The 16,559-nt window shown below is 71.2% G+C and carries 16 protein-coding genes; 10 read left to right on the plus strand and 6 right to left on the minus strand.

The genetic code is table 11. The features are described from left to right. Positions 1–19: 19 nt before the first annotated feature. Positions 20–580, minus strand: a complete 561-nt coding sequence (locus tag NIE79_RS05615) for a snapalysin family zinc-dependent metalloprotease (RefSeq protein ID WP_238677525.1) — start codon at positions 578–580, stop codon at positions 20–22. 168 nt (positions 581–748) lie between these two features. On the opposite strand from NIE79_RS05615, the gene NIE79_RS05620 reads away from it, so the two are divergent. From NIE79_RS05620 to NIE79_RS05630, 3 genes are all read left to right on the plus strand, one after another. After that, positions 749–2,281 (plus strand): acyl-CoA carboxylase subunit beta, encoded by a 1,533-nt coding sequence (locus NIE79_RS05620; RefSeq protein ID WP_238669690.1) that lies wholly within the window; start codon positions 749–751, stop codon positions 2,279–2,281. 78 nt (positions 2,282–2,359) lie between these two features. Then, on the plus strand, positions 2,360–3,508 hold the full coding sequence (locus tag NIE79_RS05625) for an acyl-CoA dehydrogenase family protein (protein ID WP_238677526.1): 1,149 nt from the start codon (positions 2,360–2,362) through the stop codon (positions 3,506–3,508). A 133-nt stretch (positions 3,509–3,641) separates the two neighbouring features. After that, positions 3,642–6,296, plus strand: coding sequence for an ATP-binding protein (locus NIE79_RS05630; RefSeq protein WP_238677527.1), 2,655 nt, complete (start codon positions 3,642–3,644; stop codon positions 6,294–6,296). Between the two features lie 223 nt (positions 6,297–6,519). Here the strand turns inward: NIE79_RS05630 and NIE79_RS05635 are convergent, their stop codons facing one another. Continuing rightward, positions 6,520–7,038, minus strand: coding sequence for a MarR family winged helix-turn-helix transcriptional regulator (locus NIE79_RS05635; protein WP_238677528.1), 519 nt, complete (start codon positions 7,036–7,038; stop codon positions 6,520–6,522). Positions 7,039–7,137: 99 nt separating this feature from the next. On the opposite strand from NIE79_RS05635, the gene NIE79_RS05640 reads away from it, so the two are divergent. Continuing rightward, entirely contained in the window at positions 7,138–7,719 is a 582-nt protein-coding gene (locus NIE79_RS05640; RefSeq protein WP_238677529.1) for a YceI family protein, read from the plus strand. Positions 7,720–8,030: 311 nt separating this feature from the next. Next, positions 8,031–9,509: a glutamate-cysteine ligase family protein gene (locus NIE79_RS05645; protein ID WP_238677530.1), complete on the plus strand. Its 1,479-nt coding sequence runs from the start codon at positions 8,031–8,033 to the stop codon at positions 9,507–9,509. A 124-nt stretch (positions 9,510–9,633) separates the two neighbouring features. Here the strand turns inward: NIE79_RS05645 and NIE79_RS05650 are convergent, their stop codons facing one another. Continuing rightward, the gene (locus NIE79_RS05650; RefSeq protein ID WP_238677531.1) at positions 9,634–11,043 is read right to left on the minus strand and encodes a hypothetical protein; all 1,410 of its coding nucleotides are present in this window, start codon (positions 11,041–11,043) and stop codon (positions 9,634–9,636) included. A 123-nt stretch (positions 11,044–11,166) separates the two neighbouring features. On the opposite strand from NIE79_RS05650, the gene NIE79_RS05655 reads away from it, so the two are divergent. Then, entirely contained in the window at positions 11,167–11,847 is a 681-nt protein-coding gene (locus NIE79_RS05655) for a PASTA domain-containing protein (protein WP_238677532.1), read from the plus strand. A 159-nt stretch (positions 11,848–12,006) separates the two neighbouring features. Then, complete coding sequence (locus NIE79_RS05660; protein WP_238677533.1) at positions 12,007–12,825, plus strand: PASTA domain-containing protein; 819 nt, start codon at positions 12,007–12,009, stop codon at positions 12,823–12,825. A gap of 7 nt (positions 12,826–12,832) precedes the next feature. On the opposite strand, the gene NIE79_RS05665 is transcribed toward NIE79_RS05660, so the two are convergent. Continuing rightward, a complete protein-coding gene (locus tag NIE79_RS05665) occupies positions 12,833–13,294 on the minus strand; it encodes a hypothetical protein (RefSeq protein ID WP_238677534.1) in 462 nt (153 codons plus the stop codon). A gap of 98 nt (positions 13,295–13,392) precedes the next feature. Further along, positions 13,393–13,677: a hypothetical protein gene (locus NIE79_RS05670; protein ID WP_238677535.1), complete on the minus strand. Its 285-nt coding sequence runs from the start codon at positions 13,675–13,677 to the stop codon at positions 13,393–13,395. Between the two features lie 626 nt (positions 13,678–14,303). Here NIE79_RS05670 and NIE79_RS05675 point away from each other — a divergent pair. From NIE79_RS05675 to NIE79_RS05685, 3 genes are all read left to right on the plus strand, one after another. Beyond that, on the plus strand, positions 14,304–15,185 hold the full coding sequence (locus tag NIE79_RS05675; RefSeq protein WP_091396372.1) for a helix-turn-helix domain-containing protein: 882 nt from the start codon (positions 14,304–14,306) through the stop codon (positions 15,183–15,185). Further along, positions 15,155–15,376 carry a DUF397 domain-containing protein gene (locus NIE79_RS05680; protein ID WP_238677536.1) on the plus strand — a complete coding sequence of 74 codons (222 nt, stop codon included), beginning with the start codon at positions 15,155–15,157 and terminating at the stop codon, positions 15,374–15,376. The genes NIE79_RS05675 and NIE79_RS05680 overlap by 31 nt, the downstream gene beginning before the upstream one ends. Before the next feature lie 213 nt (positions 15,377–15,589). Then, a complete protein-coding gene (locus tag NIE79_RS05685; protein WP_238677537.1) occupies positions 15,590–15,988 on the plus strand; it encodes a hypothetical protein in 399 nt (132 codons plus the stop codon). Here the strand turns inward: NIE79_RS05685 and NIE79_RS05690 are convergent. Continuing rightward, positions 15,956–16,558 carry a hypothetical protein gene (locus NIE79_RS05690; RefSeq protein WP_238677538.1) on the minus strand — a complete coding sequence of 201 codons (603 nt, stop codon included), beginning with the start codon at positions 16,556–16,558 and terminating at the stop codon, positions 15,956–15,958. The genes NIE79_RS05685 and NIE79_RS05690 overlap by 33 nt on opposite strands. Position 16,559 lies beyond the last annotated feature (1 nt).

Genomic DNA, 16,559 nt, shown 5'->3' on the forward strand with positions numbered 1-16,559 from the left:
CTTCCACCTGCCAGGTCGGTCAGCTCACCGGGGTGAGCACGCTCGGCCAGCTGTCGCGGAAGATGTCCGCGCTGCGGTCGGTGGCGCTGAACGTGCCGGCGAAGAGGTTGCTGACCCGGTTCGCCTCGGCGGTGCTCGGGTAGGCGTTGGTGCAGCTGGTGCCGGCGCTGCCGCCGGACATCAGCAGGGCACAGTTTCCGTTGTAGTTGTCCGGCAGGCCGAGGATGTGCCCGATCTCGTGGGTCATGATCCGCAGCACGCTGTACTGGGCGGCCTGCTGGGTGTCGATGTAGACCCGGCCGTTGCCGAGGCTGGTCCGCTGGGCGTACGAGCCGCCGCCGGTGATCCGGTAGATGCGCAGGTTCGAGCCGCAGTTGGCGGAGAGCGTCAGGTTGACTGTGGCGTTGTTCCAGATCGAGGCCGCCTGGTTGGCGACGCTGGCGTAGTTGCCCGCCTGGCTGGTGTTGTAGCAGATGGTCATGGCGGCGGACGCGGGCGACGGGTTGGCGACCGTGATGCCGAGGGTGGCGAGTGTCGTCGCGAGCAACGCGACGGCGAGCCGGTTGAGTCGTGAGGTCATCGCTGACTCCGATCTGGGAGGAGGGGTGCCAGGAGCCTAGCGATGTGTATTCATGTTTTTCAATGTCTTGCTCTCGGCTCCGCTGTCTGGTTCGCTCGTAGGTCGCCGACAACCGTGCCGATGCGCTAGCCTAACGATCGTTCAGGTCAGTATGGCGGAGGAGTCGGCGTGACGCTCGACGGTGAGGCACTGGAGCAGCTGCGCAAGCGGGCCCGGTCCGGCGGCGCGGACAAGTACCACGCGGCCAACGCGGCCAAGGGCAAGCTCTTCGCCCGTGAACGGGTCGCACTCCTGGTCGACGAGGGCTCGTTCGTCGAGGACGGCCTCTACGCCAACACGATGGCCGAGGGGCTGCCCGCCGACGGCGTGGTGACCGGCACCGCCACGATCGACGGCCGACAGGTCTGCCTGATGGCCAACGACTCCACAGTCAAGGCCGGCAGCTGGGGTGCCCGCACCGTCGAGAAGATCATCAGGATCATCGAGCGGGCGTACGGCGCCGGCGTGCCGATGGTCTACCTGGTCGACTCGGCCGGCGCCCGGATCACCGACCAGGTCGACCTCTTCCCCGGCCGGCGTGGCGCCGGCAAGATCTTCTGGAACCAGGTCCGCGCCTCGGGCTCGATCCCGCAGGTCTGCGCGCTGTTCGGCCCGAGCGCCGCCGGTGGGGCGTACATCCCGGCGTTCTGCGACGTGGTGGCGCTGGTCGACGGCAACGCGAGCATGTATCTCGGCTCCGACCGGATGGTCGAGATGGTCACCGGCGAGAAGACCACCCTGGAGGCGATGGGCGGGGCGAAGGTGCACACCGCCGAATCCGGCGTGGGGCACTTCCTCTGCAAGACCGAGGCCGACGCGCTCGACGTCGTGAAGACCTACCTGTCGTACCTGCCGGCGAACTGGACGCAGGCGCCGCCGACCGCGCCAGCGGTCGCCGCGCCCGCGAAGGCCGACCTGGCCGCGCTGGTGCCGGCCAGTGAGCGGCAGGCGTTCGACATGCGGCGGTACGTCAAGGGCCTGCTCGACGAGGGTTCGTTCTTCGAGATCCAGGCGCTCTGGGCCAAGGAGTTGACAATCGGCTTCGGCCGTCTCGACGGCCAGGTCGTCGGCGTGGTCGGCAACAACTCGATGTTCAAGGGTGGCGTGCTCTTCGTCGACTCGGCCGACAAGGCCACCCGGTTCGTGCAGCTCTGCGACGCGTTCAACGTGCCGCTGCTGTTCCTCAGCGACGTACCCGGCTTCATGGTCGGGAGCGCCGTGGAGAAGCAGGGCATCATCCGCCACGGCGCCAAGATGATCACCGCGATCTCCGAGGCGACAGTGCCGAAGATCTGCGTGGTGGTCCGCAAGGCGTACGGCGCCGGCCTCTACGCGATGGCCGGCCCCGGGTTCGAGCCGGACGCCACGATCGCGCTGCCGACCGCGAAGATCGCCGTGATGGGCGCCGAGGCCGCCGTGAACGCTGTCTACGCCAACAAGATCGCCGCCATTGCGGACGAGGACGAGCGGGCGGCCTTCGTCGCCGCCAAGCGGGCCGAGTACGAGCAGGACATCGACGTCGTCCGGCTCGCCAGCGAGCTGGTGGTGGACGCCATAGTCGAGCCGCACGACCTGCGCACCGAGCTGGTCCGTCGATTCGCGGCGGCGCGTACCAAGGATCGGCACTTCTCCCGCCGTCGGCACGGCGTCACCCCGGTCTGACCATCGACTCAGGCCCGCACAGCGACCCGCCCCCGGCGTCACGAGCGTCGGGGCGGACCGTCCTTACAGGAGGATGAGATGGACTTCCGGCTCACCGACGAACAAGCGGCGCTGCGCGAGAGCGTGCGGGAATTCGCCCGCGAGGTGGTCGCCCCGGTCATCGCCGAGCACTACGAGCAGCACACCTTCCCGTACGAGGTGATCCGGCAGATGGGCAAGATGGGCCTGTTCGGTCTGCCCTTCGCCGAGGAACACGGCGGCATGGGCGGTGACTACTTCGCCCTCTGCCTGGCCCTGGAGGAGTTGGCCCGGGTCGACTCCAGCGTGGCCATCACGTTGGAGGCGGCGGTCTCGCTGGGCGCGATGCCGATCTACCGCTTCGGCACCGAGGAGCAGAAGGCGACCTGGCTGCCCCGGCTGCTCAGCGGCGAGGCGCTGGCCGGCTTCGGTCTCACCGAGCCGGGCACCGGATCGGACGCCGCCGGCACGCAGACCCGGGCGGTGCTGGACGGCGACGAGTGGGTGATCAACGGGTCGAAGGCGTTCATCACCAACTCGGGGACCGACATCACCGCCATGGTCACTGTCACAGCGGTGACCGGCACGAACCCGGACGGCTCCAAGGAGCTGTCGACGATCATCGTGCCGACCGGCACCCCAGGCTTCACCGTCGCGCCCGGCTACTCCAAGGTGGGCTGGACCGCCTCGGACACCCACGAGCTGACCTTCGACGACTGCCGGGTGCCGGCCGCCAACCTGCTCGGTGACCGGGGTCGGGGTTTCGCGCAGTTCCTGCGGATCCTCGACGAGGGCCGGATCGCCATCGCCGCGCTCGCCGTCGGCCTCGCGCAGGGCTGTGTCGACGAGTCGATCAAGTACGCGAAGGAGCGGCACGCCTTCGGCAAGCCGATCGGCGCCAACCAGGCCATCCAGTTCAAGATCGCCGACATGGAGCTGAAGGCACACACCGCTCGCCTGGCGTACTACGACGCCGCCGCGCGGATGCTGGCCGGCGAGCCGTTCAAGCGGCAGGCCGCCATCGCCAAGCTGCACGCCAGCACGATCGCCGTGGACAACGCCCGGGAGGCCACCCAGATCCACGGCGGGTACGGCTTCATGAACGAGTACCCGGTGGCCCGGTTCTGGCGGGACTCCAAGATCCTGGAGATCGGCGAGGGCACCAGTGAGGTGCAGCGCATGATCATCGCTCGGGATCTGGGTCTCTGACTGGTCCAGTCGGACTGATCGGCCGGTCGTCCCGGACGGACTGTCCGTACGGCTGTCGGGTTTCGGCGAGCGGGCGTCAGTAGCCCGACGTTCGACTGCCGACGGTCGGAGTCCATCCGTACTCTTCGTGCCCATGACTCCGGATCATGACTGGTCGCGGAGCCCGGCTGGGCGTGGCAATCTGCCGGAGCTGCTCCGCGGGCATCGACGCGCCGCCGGCCTGACCCAGGCCGAGCTGGCGTCCCGGGCCGGGGTGGGTGTGCGGACGGTGCGTGACCTGGAGCGTGGCCGGTCGATCCGGCCACAACGCACCACTGTCGAGCTGCTCGCCGGGGCGCTGGCGCTGACCGGCACCAGCCGGGCGGCTTTCCTGGCCGCGGCCCGCGGCGCCGGTGCCGAACCGACCCCGCCGGACGCCACCTCGACGGCGTTCGCGGTCGGCGGCAACGCCACGTCGGCGGCCGCACCCGCCGACCCGTCGGTCGCGCTCCCGCCGCCGGTCGCGTTGATCGGCCGCGAGCGCGACCTCACCGAGCTGGCCGGAATGCTGACGGCGGAGCGAGGGCCCCGGTTGGTGAGCCTCGTCGGGTTGGCCGGCGTCGGCAAGACCGCCCTCGCGACGTCGGTGGCGCACCTGGTGGCCTCCGCCCACCCGGCCGGTGTGGCAGGGGTGCTGGTGGGCGAGGGCGCGGACGGTCCGGACGTGCTCGCCGCCTCGATGTCGGTGCTCGGCGTGGCGCGACTGTCCGAACTCGTGGCGCTACTCGCCGGGCGGCCGACGTTGCTGGTGATGGACGCGGTGGAGCGCGCCCCGGGCCCGGTGGCCGCTACCCTGCACCGGTTGATCGGCGCACTGCCCTCGCTGCGGGTGCTGGTCACCGGGCGACACCCGGTCGGGTTGCCCGGTGAACGGGTCTGGCCGGTCGCGCCGCTCGACGTGCCGCCACCGGAGGCAGAGCACTCCGGACTCGAATCGTGGCCGGCCGTCGCGTTGTTCACCGCCCGGCTCGCTCAGGTCCGCCGCGAGCCACCCACCCCCGACGAGTTGCCGGCGCTCGCCGCGTTGGTGCGCCGGTTGGGCGGGCTGCCGCTGGCCATCGAGCTGATGGCAGCCCGGGGCCGACTCCTCGACCTCACCGAACTGCTCGACCGGTACGGCGACCGGGTGCTCGACCTGGCCACTCCCGCCGACGCGACCGCCCACCCGGCCTGGGACGCACCGGAGGCCCTCGCCGGCCGGCCGGGCGGACCCGACACCCGTGCGGCGGTCTCGGTCGCCGTCACCCTGCGCGACGCGGTGGCGTTCAGCTACCGCCTGCTGGCGTCGGACGAGCAGGCCGCGCTGCGGCAGTTGGCCGTCTTCGGTAACCGCTGGTCGGTCGAGCTGGCCGAGGAGATGCTCGCCGACGAGGCCGATCGGGACGGCACTGTGGCGATCGACCCGGTTCCGCTGTTGGACCGCTTCGTCGAGTTGGGGCTGCTGAGCGTACGCGGGACCGGGTCGTTCCGGTTCCGGCTGCTCGACGCGGTCCGCGACTACGCCGTCGAGCAGGCGGCCGGTGCCGGTGAGCTGACCTGCATCCGGCGTCGACATGCGGAGGTCATCGCGCGCCTGGTGGCCCGGACCGCCACCGACCTGATCGGCCCACGGATACCCGATGCGGTGCACCGGCTGGACGAGATGAGCAGTGACATCAGCTCGTCGCTGGCCCATGCGGCTACCGACGACCCGTTGACAGCGCTGCGGTTGGCGGCCTGCCTGACCCGTTGGTGGCGGTTCCGCGGACGCGACGTGGTCGGGCGGCAGTGGCTGCGGCGGCTGCTGGCGGACCCGCGGACCGCCGACGCCGATCCTCTCCTGCGTGGCTGGGCCGCCCTCGGGGTCGCCCGGCTGGCGGCGGAGCACGGCGCGGGTGCCGAGGAGTTGTCGACGGCCCGCGCGGCGTTGGACAGCTTCCGGCAGGCCGGCGACGTCACCGGGGAGTTGGAGGCGCGCAACGTGCTGGGCACCCTGCTGATCTCCGTCCGGCGGCAGGACGAGGCTCGCGAGCAGGCCGAGGCGCTGCTGCGGTTGGCCGCCCGCAACGGGCGGACCCGGGACCTGGCGGTGGCGCAGAACAGCCTCGCCTGGCATGAGATCCGTACGGGTGACCTGGCTGCGGCCCGACGCCGGCTCGCCGCGGTGGACCGACTCGCCGCCGAGAGTGGGGAGCAGCGACTGCGGGTGCTCGGCTGGGCCAATCGCGCCGAGGTCGCCCGCCTGGAGGGCTGGTACGCGGACGCCATCGATCGGGGCCGGCGGGCGATCGCTGCGCTGTCCGAGCTGGGTGACCCCGGGCGTCGCCGTCGGGTGCTCGGGACCGTCGGGCTGGCGCTCGCCCAGGACGGGCGGGTCGCGGAGGCGACCGAGGTGCTGACCGAGTTGCGCGCCGGGGGCGGGGAGGCGCTGCCGACTCGGCCGTCAGTGCCGCGACCGCGCTCGGACGACGCTGGGCTGGCCTGGGGTGGCCCGGAGGCCGGACTCTGTGCGCTGATCGAGGGGAACCTGGCGCTGCACCGGGGCGACCGGGAGTTGGCTGCCGAGTGGTTCGCGGCGGCCGCCGACCATGCGGGGCAGGATCGCCGCGACGTGGTGGAGGCGCTGGTGGGGCTGGCTGCGAGCACTGCGGACCCGGCGGTGCTCGATCGACTGGACCGGGTCTGTGTGGAGGGCGGTATCCGGCTGTTGCCGCAGGAGTCGGGCCTGCTCTACGCGCTGATCGCCGCCCGGGGTGGACCGGCTCAGTAGCCTGCGCTTTCCCGGATCGCGACGGGAGAGTGGCGCGGGCGAAGAGCCCCCTTTGGTGCTACCCCTCGCTGATCGCCCGCGCCGTCACCCCCCGGTGATCCCCGGTGCGGGAAGCCTGCCACCGCTGCGGTGGCAGAAAGTCGGCTTGGACCGAATCCTCCAGCTTGGCTGGGTCAGTTCTGCCGGTCTTTCTGCCGCTGCGGCCGCCGGACAGCGGTGCTTGTCAGTGGCGCCGGCTGGCGTTGTCGGTGGCGGCGACCTGCTCCGGGCTGACGTCGTCACTGCCGGCGGTGGCGCACGGATGCGCGGCGTCGCGAACTCGGCGCAACCCGTCGAGGAGAGCCGCCAGCGCCTCGGGGTCGAGCTGACCGGTGAACCACTGCTCGATCATTTGCAGGTGCCCGGGCAGCGTCTCGTTCAGGCGCTGCATCCCAGAGGCGGTGACCACCGCGTACGAGCTGCGTCGGTCGTTCGGGCAGGCCCGGCGGGTGAGCAACCCGTCGCGTTCCATCCGGTCCACCACTCGGGTCACTCCGCTGGTCGACAGGGAGGTCTGCGCGGCGAGGTCGGTCATGCGTAGTTGGTTGCCCGGCGAGCGGGCCAGTCGGGTGATGACCTCGAACTCGACCGCGGAGAGGCCGTGCTCCTCAAGCTGGGCGTTGAACCGGGCGGACAGCCCGGCGTGTGCCTCGAAGAGCAGGCCGACGGCGGTGATCCGGGGATCGTCGAAGACGTTGGTCACCCGTTCATCATACCAGTGCTTGACACGGGGAATGTTGTTGCAGTTATAGTTGCTCAAGCAGTCGTTGGGCTACTAAACAATCTCCTGGAGGACAGCAGCATGACCAGCAGCATCGATGCGGTTACCCGCGACTGGGACGGCCTCACCATCCCGGCGGCCGGCACCTACGCGCTCGACGTGGCGCACAAGCGGGTCGGCTTCGTTGCCCGGCACATGATGGTGAGCAAGGTTCGCGGTGAGTTCAACGAGGCGACCGCCACCATCACCGTCGCCGAGGACCCGCTGCAGTCGTCGGTGGTCGCCACCATTCAGGCCGCCAGCGTCGACACCACCCAGGCTGACCGGGACGCTCACCTGCGCGGCCCCGAGTTCCTGGACGCCGAGAAGTTCCCGACGCTCGAGTTCCGCAGCACCGGGGTCAAGTCCCGTCGTGGCGGCGAGTTCGTGCTCACCGGTGAGCTGACCATCAAGGACGTCACCCGCCCGGTCGAGCTGGAGGTGGAGTTCGAGGGTGTCGGCCGCAGCCCGTTCGGCCAGGACATCTTCGGCTTCTCCGCGAGCACCGAGATCGACCGCGAGGAGTTCGGCCTGACCTGGAACGTCGCCCTGGAGACCGGGGGCGTGCTGGTCAGCCGCAAGATCAAGATCGAGATCGAGGGCGAGGCCGTCCGTCAGGCCTGATCCCCGGGGATCGCCGGAGGGCCAGGGGGGATCCTCCCGGCGATCCGGTACGCAGGGCCCGCGCCGCACGTCGGCGCGGGCCCTGCGTCGTACCCGCTCGTGGTAATTGTCACGGGTTGTTCGCACCGCCATCGGGTCCACCCGGTCGACGACGGGGTACAGATGGCGCCACGAGCGCGTCCGCGCCGGTCGACGTCGGATCACCGCCGTCGGCCTCTGGCCCCGGTCAGGTGGGCGCTCTTACCGTGGATGCTTCACAAAGCGCTTCCGGGACGGCAGGATCCCGACCGCGCCGGCCGTCGGGAGGACACATGGGCAGGGACGTCTCAGAGGGCGCCTTCACCCGGGATGATCGCGTCCGATATCGGCAGAAGGTGCGGCGGTGCCTGGACGTCTTCGCCCTGATGCTGGACGACTTCGGCTTCGACGCCGACCGGCCGATGACCGGCCTGGAGATCGAACTCAACCTGGTCGACTCGGCCGCCGAGCCGGCGATGCGCAACGAGGAGATCCTCGCCGACATCGCCGACCCCCTCTTCCAGACCGAGTTGGGGCAGTTCAACCTGGAACTCAACGCCGAGCCCCGACTGATCGAGGGCACCGGCTTCGCCGACTACGAGCACGACCTGCGCGGCAGCCTTTCCCGGGCCGACGAGCGTGCCGCCAGATCCGATGCGAAGATCGTCCTGGTCGGCATCCTGCCCACCCTCACCGAGGGGCACCTGGTCGAGGACAACCTCTCCACCAACGAGCGGTACCGGGTGCTCAACGACCAGATCGTCGGTGCCCGGGGCGAGGACATCGAACTGGACATCCGCGGCGTCGAGCAGTTGCGGACGCACACCGACTCGATCGCCCCAGAGGCCGCCTGCACGAGCCTCCAGTTCCACCTCCAGGTCGCCCCGGACAGCTTCGCCGACTACTGGAACGCGTCCCAGTCCATCGCCGGGGTGCAGGTGGCGGTCGGGGCGAACAGCCCCTTCCTGTACGGCCGCCAACTGTGGGCCGAAACGCGGATCGCCCTGTTCCAGCAGGCCACCGACACCCGCCCGGACGAACTGAAGGCCCAGGGCGTACGGCCGCGGGTGTGGTTCGGCGAACGGTGGATCACCTCGATCTTCGACCTGTTCGAGGAGAACGTCAGGTACTTCCCGCCGCTGCTGCCGATCTGCGAGGACGAGGACCCGGTGGAGGTCCTGCACGCCGGCGGTGTGCCACAGCTCGGTGAGCTGCGGCTGCACAACGGCACTGTCTACCGCTGGAACCGTCCGGTCTACGACATCATGAACGGCCGTCCCCATCTGCGAGTGGAGAACCGGGTGCTGCCGGCCGGTCCGACGGTGGTGGACATGCTGGCCAACGCGGCCTTCTACTTCGGGCTGGTGCGCGGTCTGGCCGAGGCCGACCGACCGATCTGGAGCCAACTCACCTTCAGCTCCGCCGAGGAGAACTTCCACGCCGCCGCCCGACGTGGCCTCGACGCCGTGCTGCACTGGCCCGGGCTCGGCGACGTGCCGGTCACCAAGCTGGTCCTGGACCAACTTCTGCCCACCGCCGCCACCGGCCTGGACGGGTTCGGTGTCGCCCCGGCGCAGCGGGACCGGCTGCTCGACATCATCGAGCAGCGCTGCCGTACCGGCCGCAACGGCGCCGTCTGGCAGACCGAGGCGGTCTGGGCGGCGGAACGGCATCACGGCATGGACCGGGCGGCCGCGCTACACCACATGGTCCAGCGCTACGCCGAACTCCAGCGCACCAACCAACCCGTCCACACCTGGCCAACCACCTGACCCGCACCCCACCCCGAAACGCGTTGATCATGAAGTTATTGCCATGACACGCCGAGCGAGGTGGCAACAACTTCATGATCAACAGAGTGGGTCGGGGCCCAGGGTGGGTCGGGGTTAGTCGGGGTTAGTCGGTGGTGGGGCGGGTGGTGCGGCGGGCTGCTCGGGTGCGCCGGCTGGTGGCGGTCAGGTCCTCTGCCACTGTTGCTTCGGTGGGACGACCGGCCGGATCCGCCAGGTCTGGGTCCGTACGCGGCGCGGGAACCTGCGGCGCGGCGGTGGCGTCGCCCGGCAGCGAGCCCGTCCGGGGCGTCTGCGATGCAGCGTCGGCCCTTCTGCGCCGCGCTGCGGTTCCGGCCGTCGAAGCTGAGGTTGTGGCCGTCGAGGCGGGGACCGGTGGCTCGGTCTCGGGGACCGGGGCCGGGTCGGCCACCGTGTCCCGTGGCACCGCACTCAGCTCGGCCGAGCGGCCCTGTTCGGCCGGGCGGTTCCGTTCGCTCCGCTCGCCGAGGCGGGCGGCCAGCACTGAACCGCCGATACCGGCGATCACCGCGTACGGGGCGATCAGCTGGGTGGACAACTGCGCTGGGCCCAGCGTCGACCAGTGCGGCAGGGTGGTCAGGTAGGCGAGCGCGACGAGCACCGGGCCCGCCGCTCCGGAGGCGGCCGCACCCACGAGGTGCCCGCCCGAGCGGGCGGATCGCCGGGCGGCCAGTACGCCGATCAGCAGCGCGGGCACCAGTGCCAGCAGCGCGCCGGGCCAGTAGAGCTGGCCGCCGATCCAGTATCTGGCGTGGTCCGGGTCGAACTGCCAGGTGCCGAGTTGCGCGCCGGTCAGCCCTCGTCCGACGCGTACCCCGTCGATCACGGAGATCACCGCGAGCAGCCAGAGCCAGGCGGCCGTCGCTGTCACATTGGCCGCTGCGGCTCGGGAGCGAAGCGCCCAGATCGCGACGAGGACGCCGATCAGGATGCCCAGCGTCGCCTGTACGGCGGCCGTCCGTTGCGGCGCGCCGGTGTCCGCACCGGTCGCGACGCGCGCGGGTACGGCGATCAACAGCACCGTGACCAGCCCGCCCAGCCCCGCGCCAAGCGCCAGGGCCACCCGGCGCAGCAGGCCACCTCGGTCGTGGACCGGCGGCTCGACCACCGGTGGTGGCGTGCCCGCCACCTCCGGCCGGGCGGTGTCGACGGCCGATGGAGGCCCGTCAACCGGGCTCTCGTGCTCCGGTGCCCGATCGCCGAGCTGCGGGCCCTCGCGACGGGCAACACCGTCGGGCGGCGAGATTACGGTCTTCGTCGGGGCGTTCCGTTGGTGCAGCCGCTGCGCGCAGACCGCGCCGAGGACCGTCGAGCTGGCGGCGAGCCAGGTGGCCCAGGCGAGGCCGTCCGCCCAGGCTGTGTCGGTCGCACCGGCGTCGGTGGGCGTCCAGGTGATGACGCCGAGCCCGTAGCCGAAGCCCAGTTGTGCGGCACCCGCGCCGGCAGCGACCCCGATCGCCGTCGCGATCGACACTCCCCAGCCCTGTCTGGCCATGCCGGGCAGCGTAACGTCCCGTCGTCGGCGCGGCGAGTCGCAACGACCCGCCGGTGTGGACCGCCGGTGCGGGCGGATTGGGCGGCGGGCGGTACGGTCGCCGGTGATGAGGCGGTGGGCGTTATGACGGACACGAACACGGGCCAGCAGAATGCCGCTGGTGGCGGTGCGGGTCGGGCCAGCGTCGTGCTCGGTGGTGGGTTGGCGGCTGTGCTGCTCGCCGCCGTGGGCGCGACCGGTGGCTGGTTGCTGGCCGGCGAGGACGACGCACCCTCTGGTGATCCGCTGGCCGTCGCGACCACGGCTGGCGCGTCGACCACCCGGGCCACAGCACCCCGACCGAGCAGCGGGCGGCCGACACCGTCAGCGGTCCAGACCTCCGCCACCTCGACCAAGGGGGCCGGCCTGACCGTGCCGCCGGTGATCGGCACCGACTTCGAGCAGGCCCGGGACACGCTGCGCAAGCAGCGGCTGGGTTGGCGGCTGGTCTTCGGTGGCGGCGTCGGCCGTACGGTCGAGAGCACCACACCGGACGTGGGCACCGAGGTCGCCCGGGGGACGACCGTGCAACTACAGGTCGCCGGGCCGGCGCCGGCCGCCGAGGTGCCGGACGTGGTCGGCAAGAGCTGCGCGGACGCCGCCGACGAGTTGGTCGACGAGGGCCTCTACCCGCGCTACGTCAGCGGACGCACTGGGAAGGTCAGCCGGCAGGAGCCCGCCGAGGACGGCCCGGCCCGGTGGAACGACCAGGTCAGCATCTGGTGTGGCTCCGCCGGCCAGCCGACCACGACACCCACGCCCTGATTCCAGACCGGGGGTCGAGCCTCCCGGCGCGTAACCGCCGTCCTGCCTCGCCGGCAGTCGGCGCGACTCGGCCCGCTGATCCCCACCGATGGCGGTGTGGACGACTAGGTTGGCGGTCGAGGGGCCATGACGCCCGTCCGGTTCGGGAAAGGACGTGCGATGAGCGACGACCGCCAGGAGCCTCCCGCCGGCGAGCACGACGACGACCGGACCCGCCCTCTGCCCCCTGCCGCTGACCGGCCGGAGCCGACGCAACCGGCGCCAGCGGCCGCCGACCCGGACGAGACGGCACCGATCGACGGTACTGTCCCGGCTCGTCCCGACCTGTCGCCCGACCAGACCATGCCGATCGACCGGTCCGCCGGCACCCGGCCGGGCCCGCCGGCCGACCGGACGGCGCCGATACCGCCGTCCTGGTCCGGTAGGGCTGAGGTCCGCTCGCCTCGACCGGACGACGCCGGGGGTGAGTGGTACGTCGAGGAGCAGGGTGGTCGGCGGTGGTGGTCGCCGATCCTCTGGGGCGTACTGGCACTGCTGCTCGCCGGCCTGCTCGGGGGTGCGCTCTGGTTGGTGCTCGCCCAGCAGGACGACCGGGACGATCGTGGGCCTACCCCGTCCCCTTCGCCGACCAGTGCCCCCAGCGCCCCGCCGACCAGCGCAGCCCCCACGTCGGCGGCGCCCACCAGTGAGTCGCCGAGCAGCTCGCCGACCACTGAGGCGCCGGAAGAGGTGCCGGTGCCTCCGATCGTCGGCCTGCCGCAGGCCACCGCCGAAGGGCTGTTGACTCGGCTCGGTCTGCCCTACCGGGTGGTGTACCGCCCGTCGGAGCTGCCACCGGGGACGGTGGTGGGCACCGAGCCGGAGGCGGGCACGTCGGTGTCGACCGACGACGAGGTGTTGTTGATCATTTCCCAGGCCCAGCCATCGACCGGTGCGAGCCCGACCACGCCGAGCCCCACTGTGACGAGCACGTCGTGACCGCTGGTCACCACATCCGGCGGCGGGTGCCGACGAGGCCGATGCCGGCGAGTGAGATGGCGAGGCCGAAGATGCCGGACCAGAAGAGGGAGCGGCGGATGTCCGTGGCGCTGTGCCCGGCCGGAGCTGCTTCGGTGAGTGCCTGACGGCCTTCGGACTGGCCGCCGGCACCAAGGCCGGACACCGGCCCGGTCGGGTCGGCGCCACCGGCGTGGTCGGCCGGGGGGCCGGTGTCGACCCAGCCGGGTTCGTCGTGGATCGACCGACCGTCGCCCGTCGGCGGGTCGGAGTCGAGCACGGTGATCTCCGGTGCGGGCACCGGTGTGGTCAGCCGGGTGGACGACATTGCCGGGTCGCGGACGAGGACCAGGAGTGTCGTCATCGCCCCGAGGAGGGCGAGGAGTCCGAAGGCGTAGGCGATACGGGAGCGGTGGTGCCGCCGCAGGGCGGGCTGATTGACCATGACCATCCCAGGGTCAGGGTCCTGGACGAGCGGGTGGAACGGTGCCGGGGTGGGCGTACCGATTCTATGGCGACGGCACGCCCACCGGCGGCGGATCGGGTCGGTCAGCCCACCCGGAGCGGAGTACGCGCGACCGGGCGGCGGGCCCGCACTGTGTGCGGGCGGGGTTCGGGGGCGGCCTGCAGTTGCTGCAACCCTTCCCGCTGGACGAAGATCGACCGTCGGGTGACCGCGTCGCCCGCGGAGTTCAACTCGTAGCCGTCGAGCCAGAGCCAGCCGTCGTAGGTCGGCCAGTCGAGCACCCGGATCACCCGGAACTTGATCGGCCTGAGGAACTGGACACTCGCCGCGCGTGTCACGTGCAGTACGTCACCGGTGCGGGGAAGCACATGGGCTCCTGGGGAGGATCGGCCGGCGGCTGCGCCGGCGGTGCCTGAACGGGGGACGTCTCGGCCGGTGACGGGGTCGTGCCTCGTGAACCGGTGGTGCGGATGGCAGTGGTCGGGCCGTACCCCGCTGGTGACGTGCCGCCACCCGACCACCACCCGGTTGCTTCCGGGAACCGCGCCCGCCGCCGCAGCTTGCCGGCTTGCAGCGGCGGGGTCCTTACCCCGGAGCAGGTCGCGTTGTCGTCGGCCGGGCTCGCGCCGTGTCCGGCTTCCCCGGAGCGGTGGGGTCACCACTCCGAGGGACCGAACGGAGACGCTGAGTGATCCGTGCCATACGGACAGAGTGCATCAGGGACGTGCTTCATGCAAGTTGCACGTCGACTTTTGCCGATACGTGAGCGTGTCGCGCGAAAGGCCTATTGAAGCCATCCGCGTCCGGACGGCAGACTGAGGGCCGGTTTCGCCCGTCGCGGCCGGCCGAGGACCGGCACCACCCCCTTCGTCGCGAACGCTCGCCGGTCGACGGTCGCGCCCCCGGCGGGTGTCACCCAGTGGCGCGTTACCGGAGGTAGCCCGAGTGGGGTCGAGCAGCCAGCGGCGGGAACCAGTGGCTCACGGGTTGCGCCATGAGTGAGCGGCGCAGTCCCACCATCAGACGGCGGCGGCTCGGGGCCGAGTTGCGCCGCCAGCGGGAGTCCGCCGGAATCACCATCGAGGTGGTCGCCGAACAGTTGGAATGCTCGGCGTCGAAGGTCTCCCGGATCGAGACCGGGCACACCACTGCCACCCCGCGCGACGTGCGGGACATGCTGCGGATCTACGGGGTGGTCGGCGCCGAGAGCGACGAGCTCGTGCAGATCGCCCGGGAGGCCCGCCAAAAGGGCTGGTGGCACCCCTACAGCACAGTGCTCGTCGGCGCGTACGTCGGGCTGGAGGCGGCGGCGAGTTCGATCCGGGCGTACGAACAGCAGGTCGTTCCGGGTCTTCTGGAGACCGAGGAGTACGCCGGGGCCATGATCCGCGCCGCTCGGCCGGACTTCACCGCCGATCAGGTGCATCAAAGGGTGCGTGTCCGTTTGGGCCGTCAGTCGTTATTGACCCAGGACGATCCGGTCGATCTGTGGGTGGTGCTCGATGAGGCGGTGGTAAGTCGGCCGGTGGGCGGGGACGAGGTGATGCGCGGCCAGCTCAAGCGGTTGGTCGAGGTGGCCGAGTTGCCGAACGTGACGCTGCAGATCCTGCCCTTCGAGGTGGGTGCGCATGCCGGCATGGACGGCACGTTCACGATCCTCAGCTTCCCTGAGCCCGGTGATCCGGATGTTGTGTACGCGGAGAACGCCACGGGTGGGCTCTTCCTCGAGAAGAGCGACGAACTGCAGAAGTACAGCTTCATCTTCGATCACATCCGCGCTGCGGCCATACGTCCGGAGGAGTCCGTCGCACACATCGCAAAACTGGCAGAGGAGCCGTTGTGGAAATGGCGACCAAAGGGTTCCCCGTGGACCTGACGCAGGCAGCATGGTTCAAGAGCTCGAAGAGCGGGCCGAACTGTGACAACTGCGTGGAGGTGGCGTACGTGACGGGGGCGGTCGGAGTGCGGGACTCGAAGGACAAGGCGGGCCCCGCCCTGGTCTTCGCTCCGGGTGAATGGCACTCCTTCGTTGCCGGCACCCGGGGTGGTGTGTTCGGCGCGGTCTGACCGACTGGTCAGTGAAGTCCCCGTCCGGTTCGCCGGACGGGGACTTCGCCGTGTCCGCGGTAGGCGCGGCTGACTGCCGCGTCGAGGCGGGGGCCGGCGAGGTTCCGTCGGGAATCCCGTCGCCAGAGCGTCCCCGTCTCGTTGAACCGGTCGGTACGGCGCTGGTCGACGACCCGCCGCACCGACCCGCAACCGAGCGAGTAGGCGAGACGGATGACGACGATCGGTTCAGACAACCTCACCACCGGTCCGGCAAAGCCGGAGCGGTTCGGTGGCAAGTACCGCGGCGCTCGTCGGGACACGGTTCTGACCGAGGTGGTCTCGAGCGACCAGGAGCTGAGCGGGCGGGAGGGCGCTTCCGAGACGACGGATCCTCCGCTCTCGCTGCCCTCACTGGACCCGAACCCGCTGATCGAGCCGTCGTTCCCGCCAGCGGGCTGGCCGATGGAGCCGCCCGAGTCCCTGGCCGACCACCCGTTGCTGCGTGGTCTGCTGATGGAGTTGCCGCCGAAGGGCACGGTGCCCTCGCAGGACTGGCTGGACCGCTGGTTCGAGGCGACCAGGTCGATCCTGGAGTTGCTATACGTGCAGAGCGCCAGCCGTCCGCGTTGACCGTGTGACGGCGGCGGGCTGGGCCCGCTCCGCGAAGCGGTTGTGACGGAGCGCGTGCCGGACCCCGATGGCGATCACCGCGAGCGCGCCCACTGTGATCGCCGGCCCGGTGACGCCGGGGTCGGCCCCGAGGTCGGCACCGGCCGCGGCGATCAACGCCGGCACCGTGGCCAGGGCGGTGACCTGTAGTGGCAGCCCGACGAGCGGGTGGGCCGCGGCGGCGCGCAGACCGTGCGGCGCGGGGGTCGCAGGGGCGCTGGCGAACGCGCCCGCACCGGCCCACAGTCGGCGGATCCGTCGTACCGAGCAGACCGTCGCCACGAGCGCCGGGCCGGCGGCCAGGGTGAGCCCGGCGGAGGCCCGGTCGACCGGCGCGGTGCCGGCGCTGAGCAGCCCGCCGCCGAGCACGACCGCGGTGAGCGCCACGCCGGTGAGGGCCAGCATCAGCAACCATCCGGTACGCCGACGCAGCATGCGGGTGTTGCGCAGCCGGGGAAGGCCGTCGGCAACGACGCCGGCGGCCAGCCAGACGGCGGCGACCGGGAGCAGGATGGTGAGCTGACTCTCCATG

The organism is Micromonospora trifolii, from assembly GCF_022229005.1.
Classification (GTDB): Bacteria; Actinomycetota; Actinomycetes; order Mycobacteriales; family Micromonosporaceae; genus Micromonospora; species Micromonospora trifolii.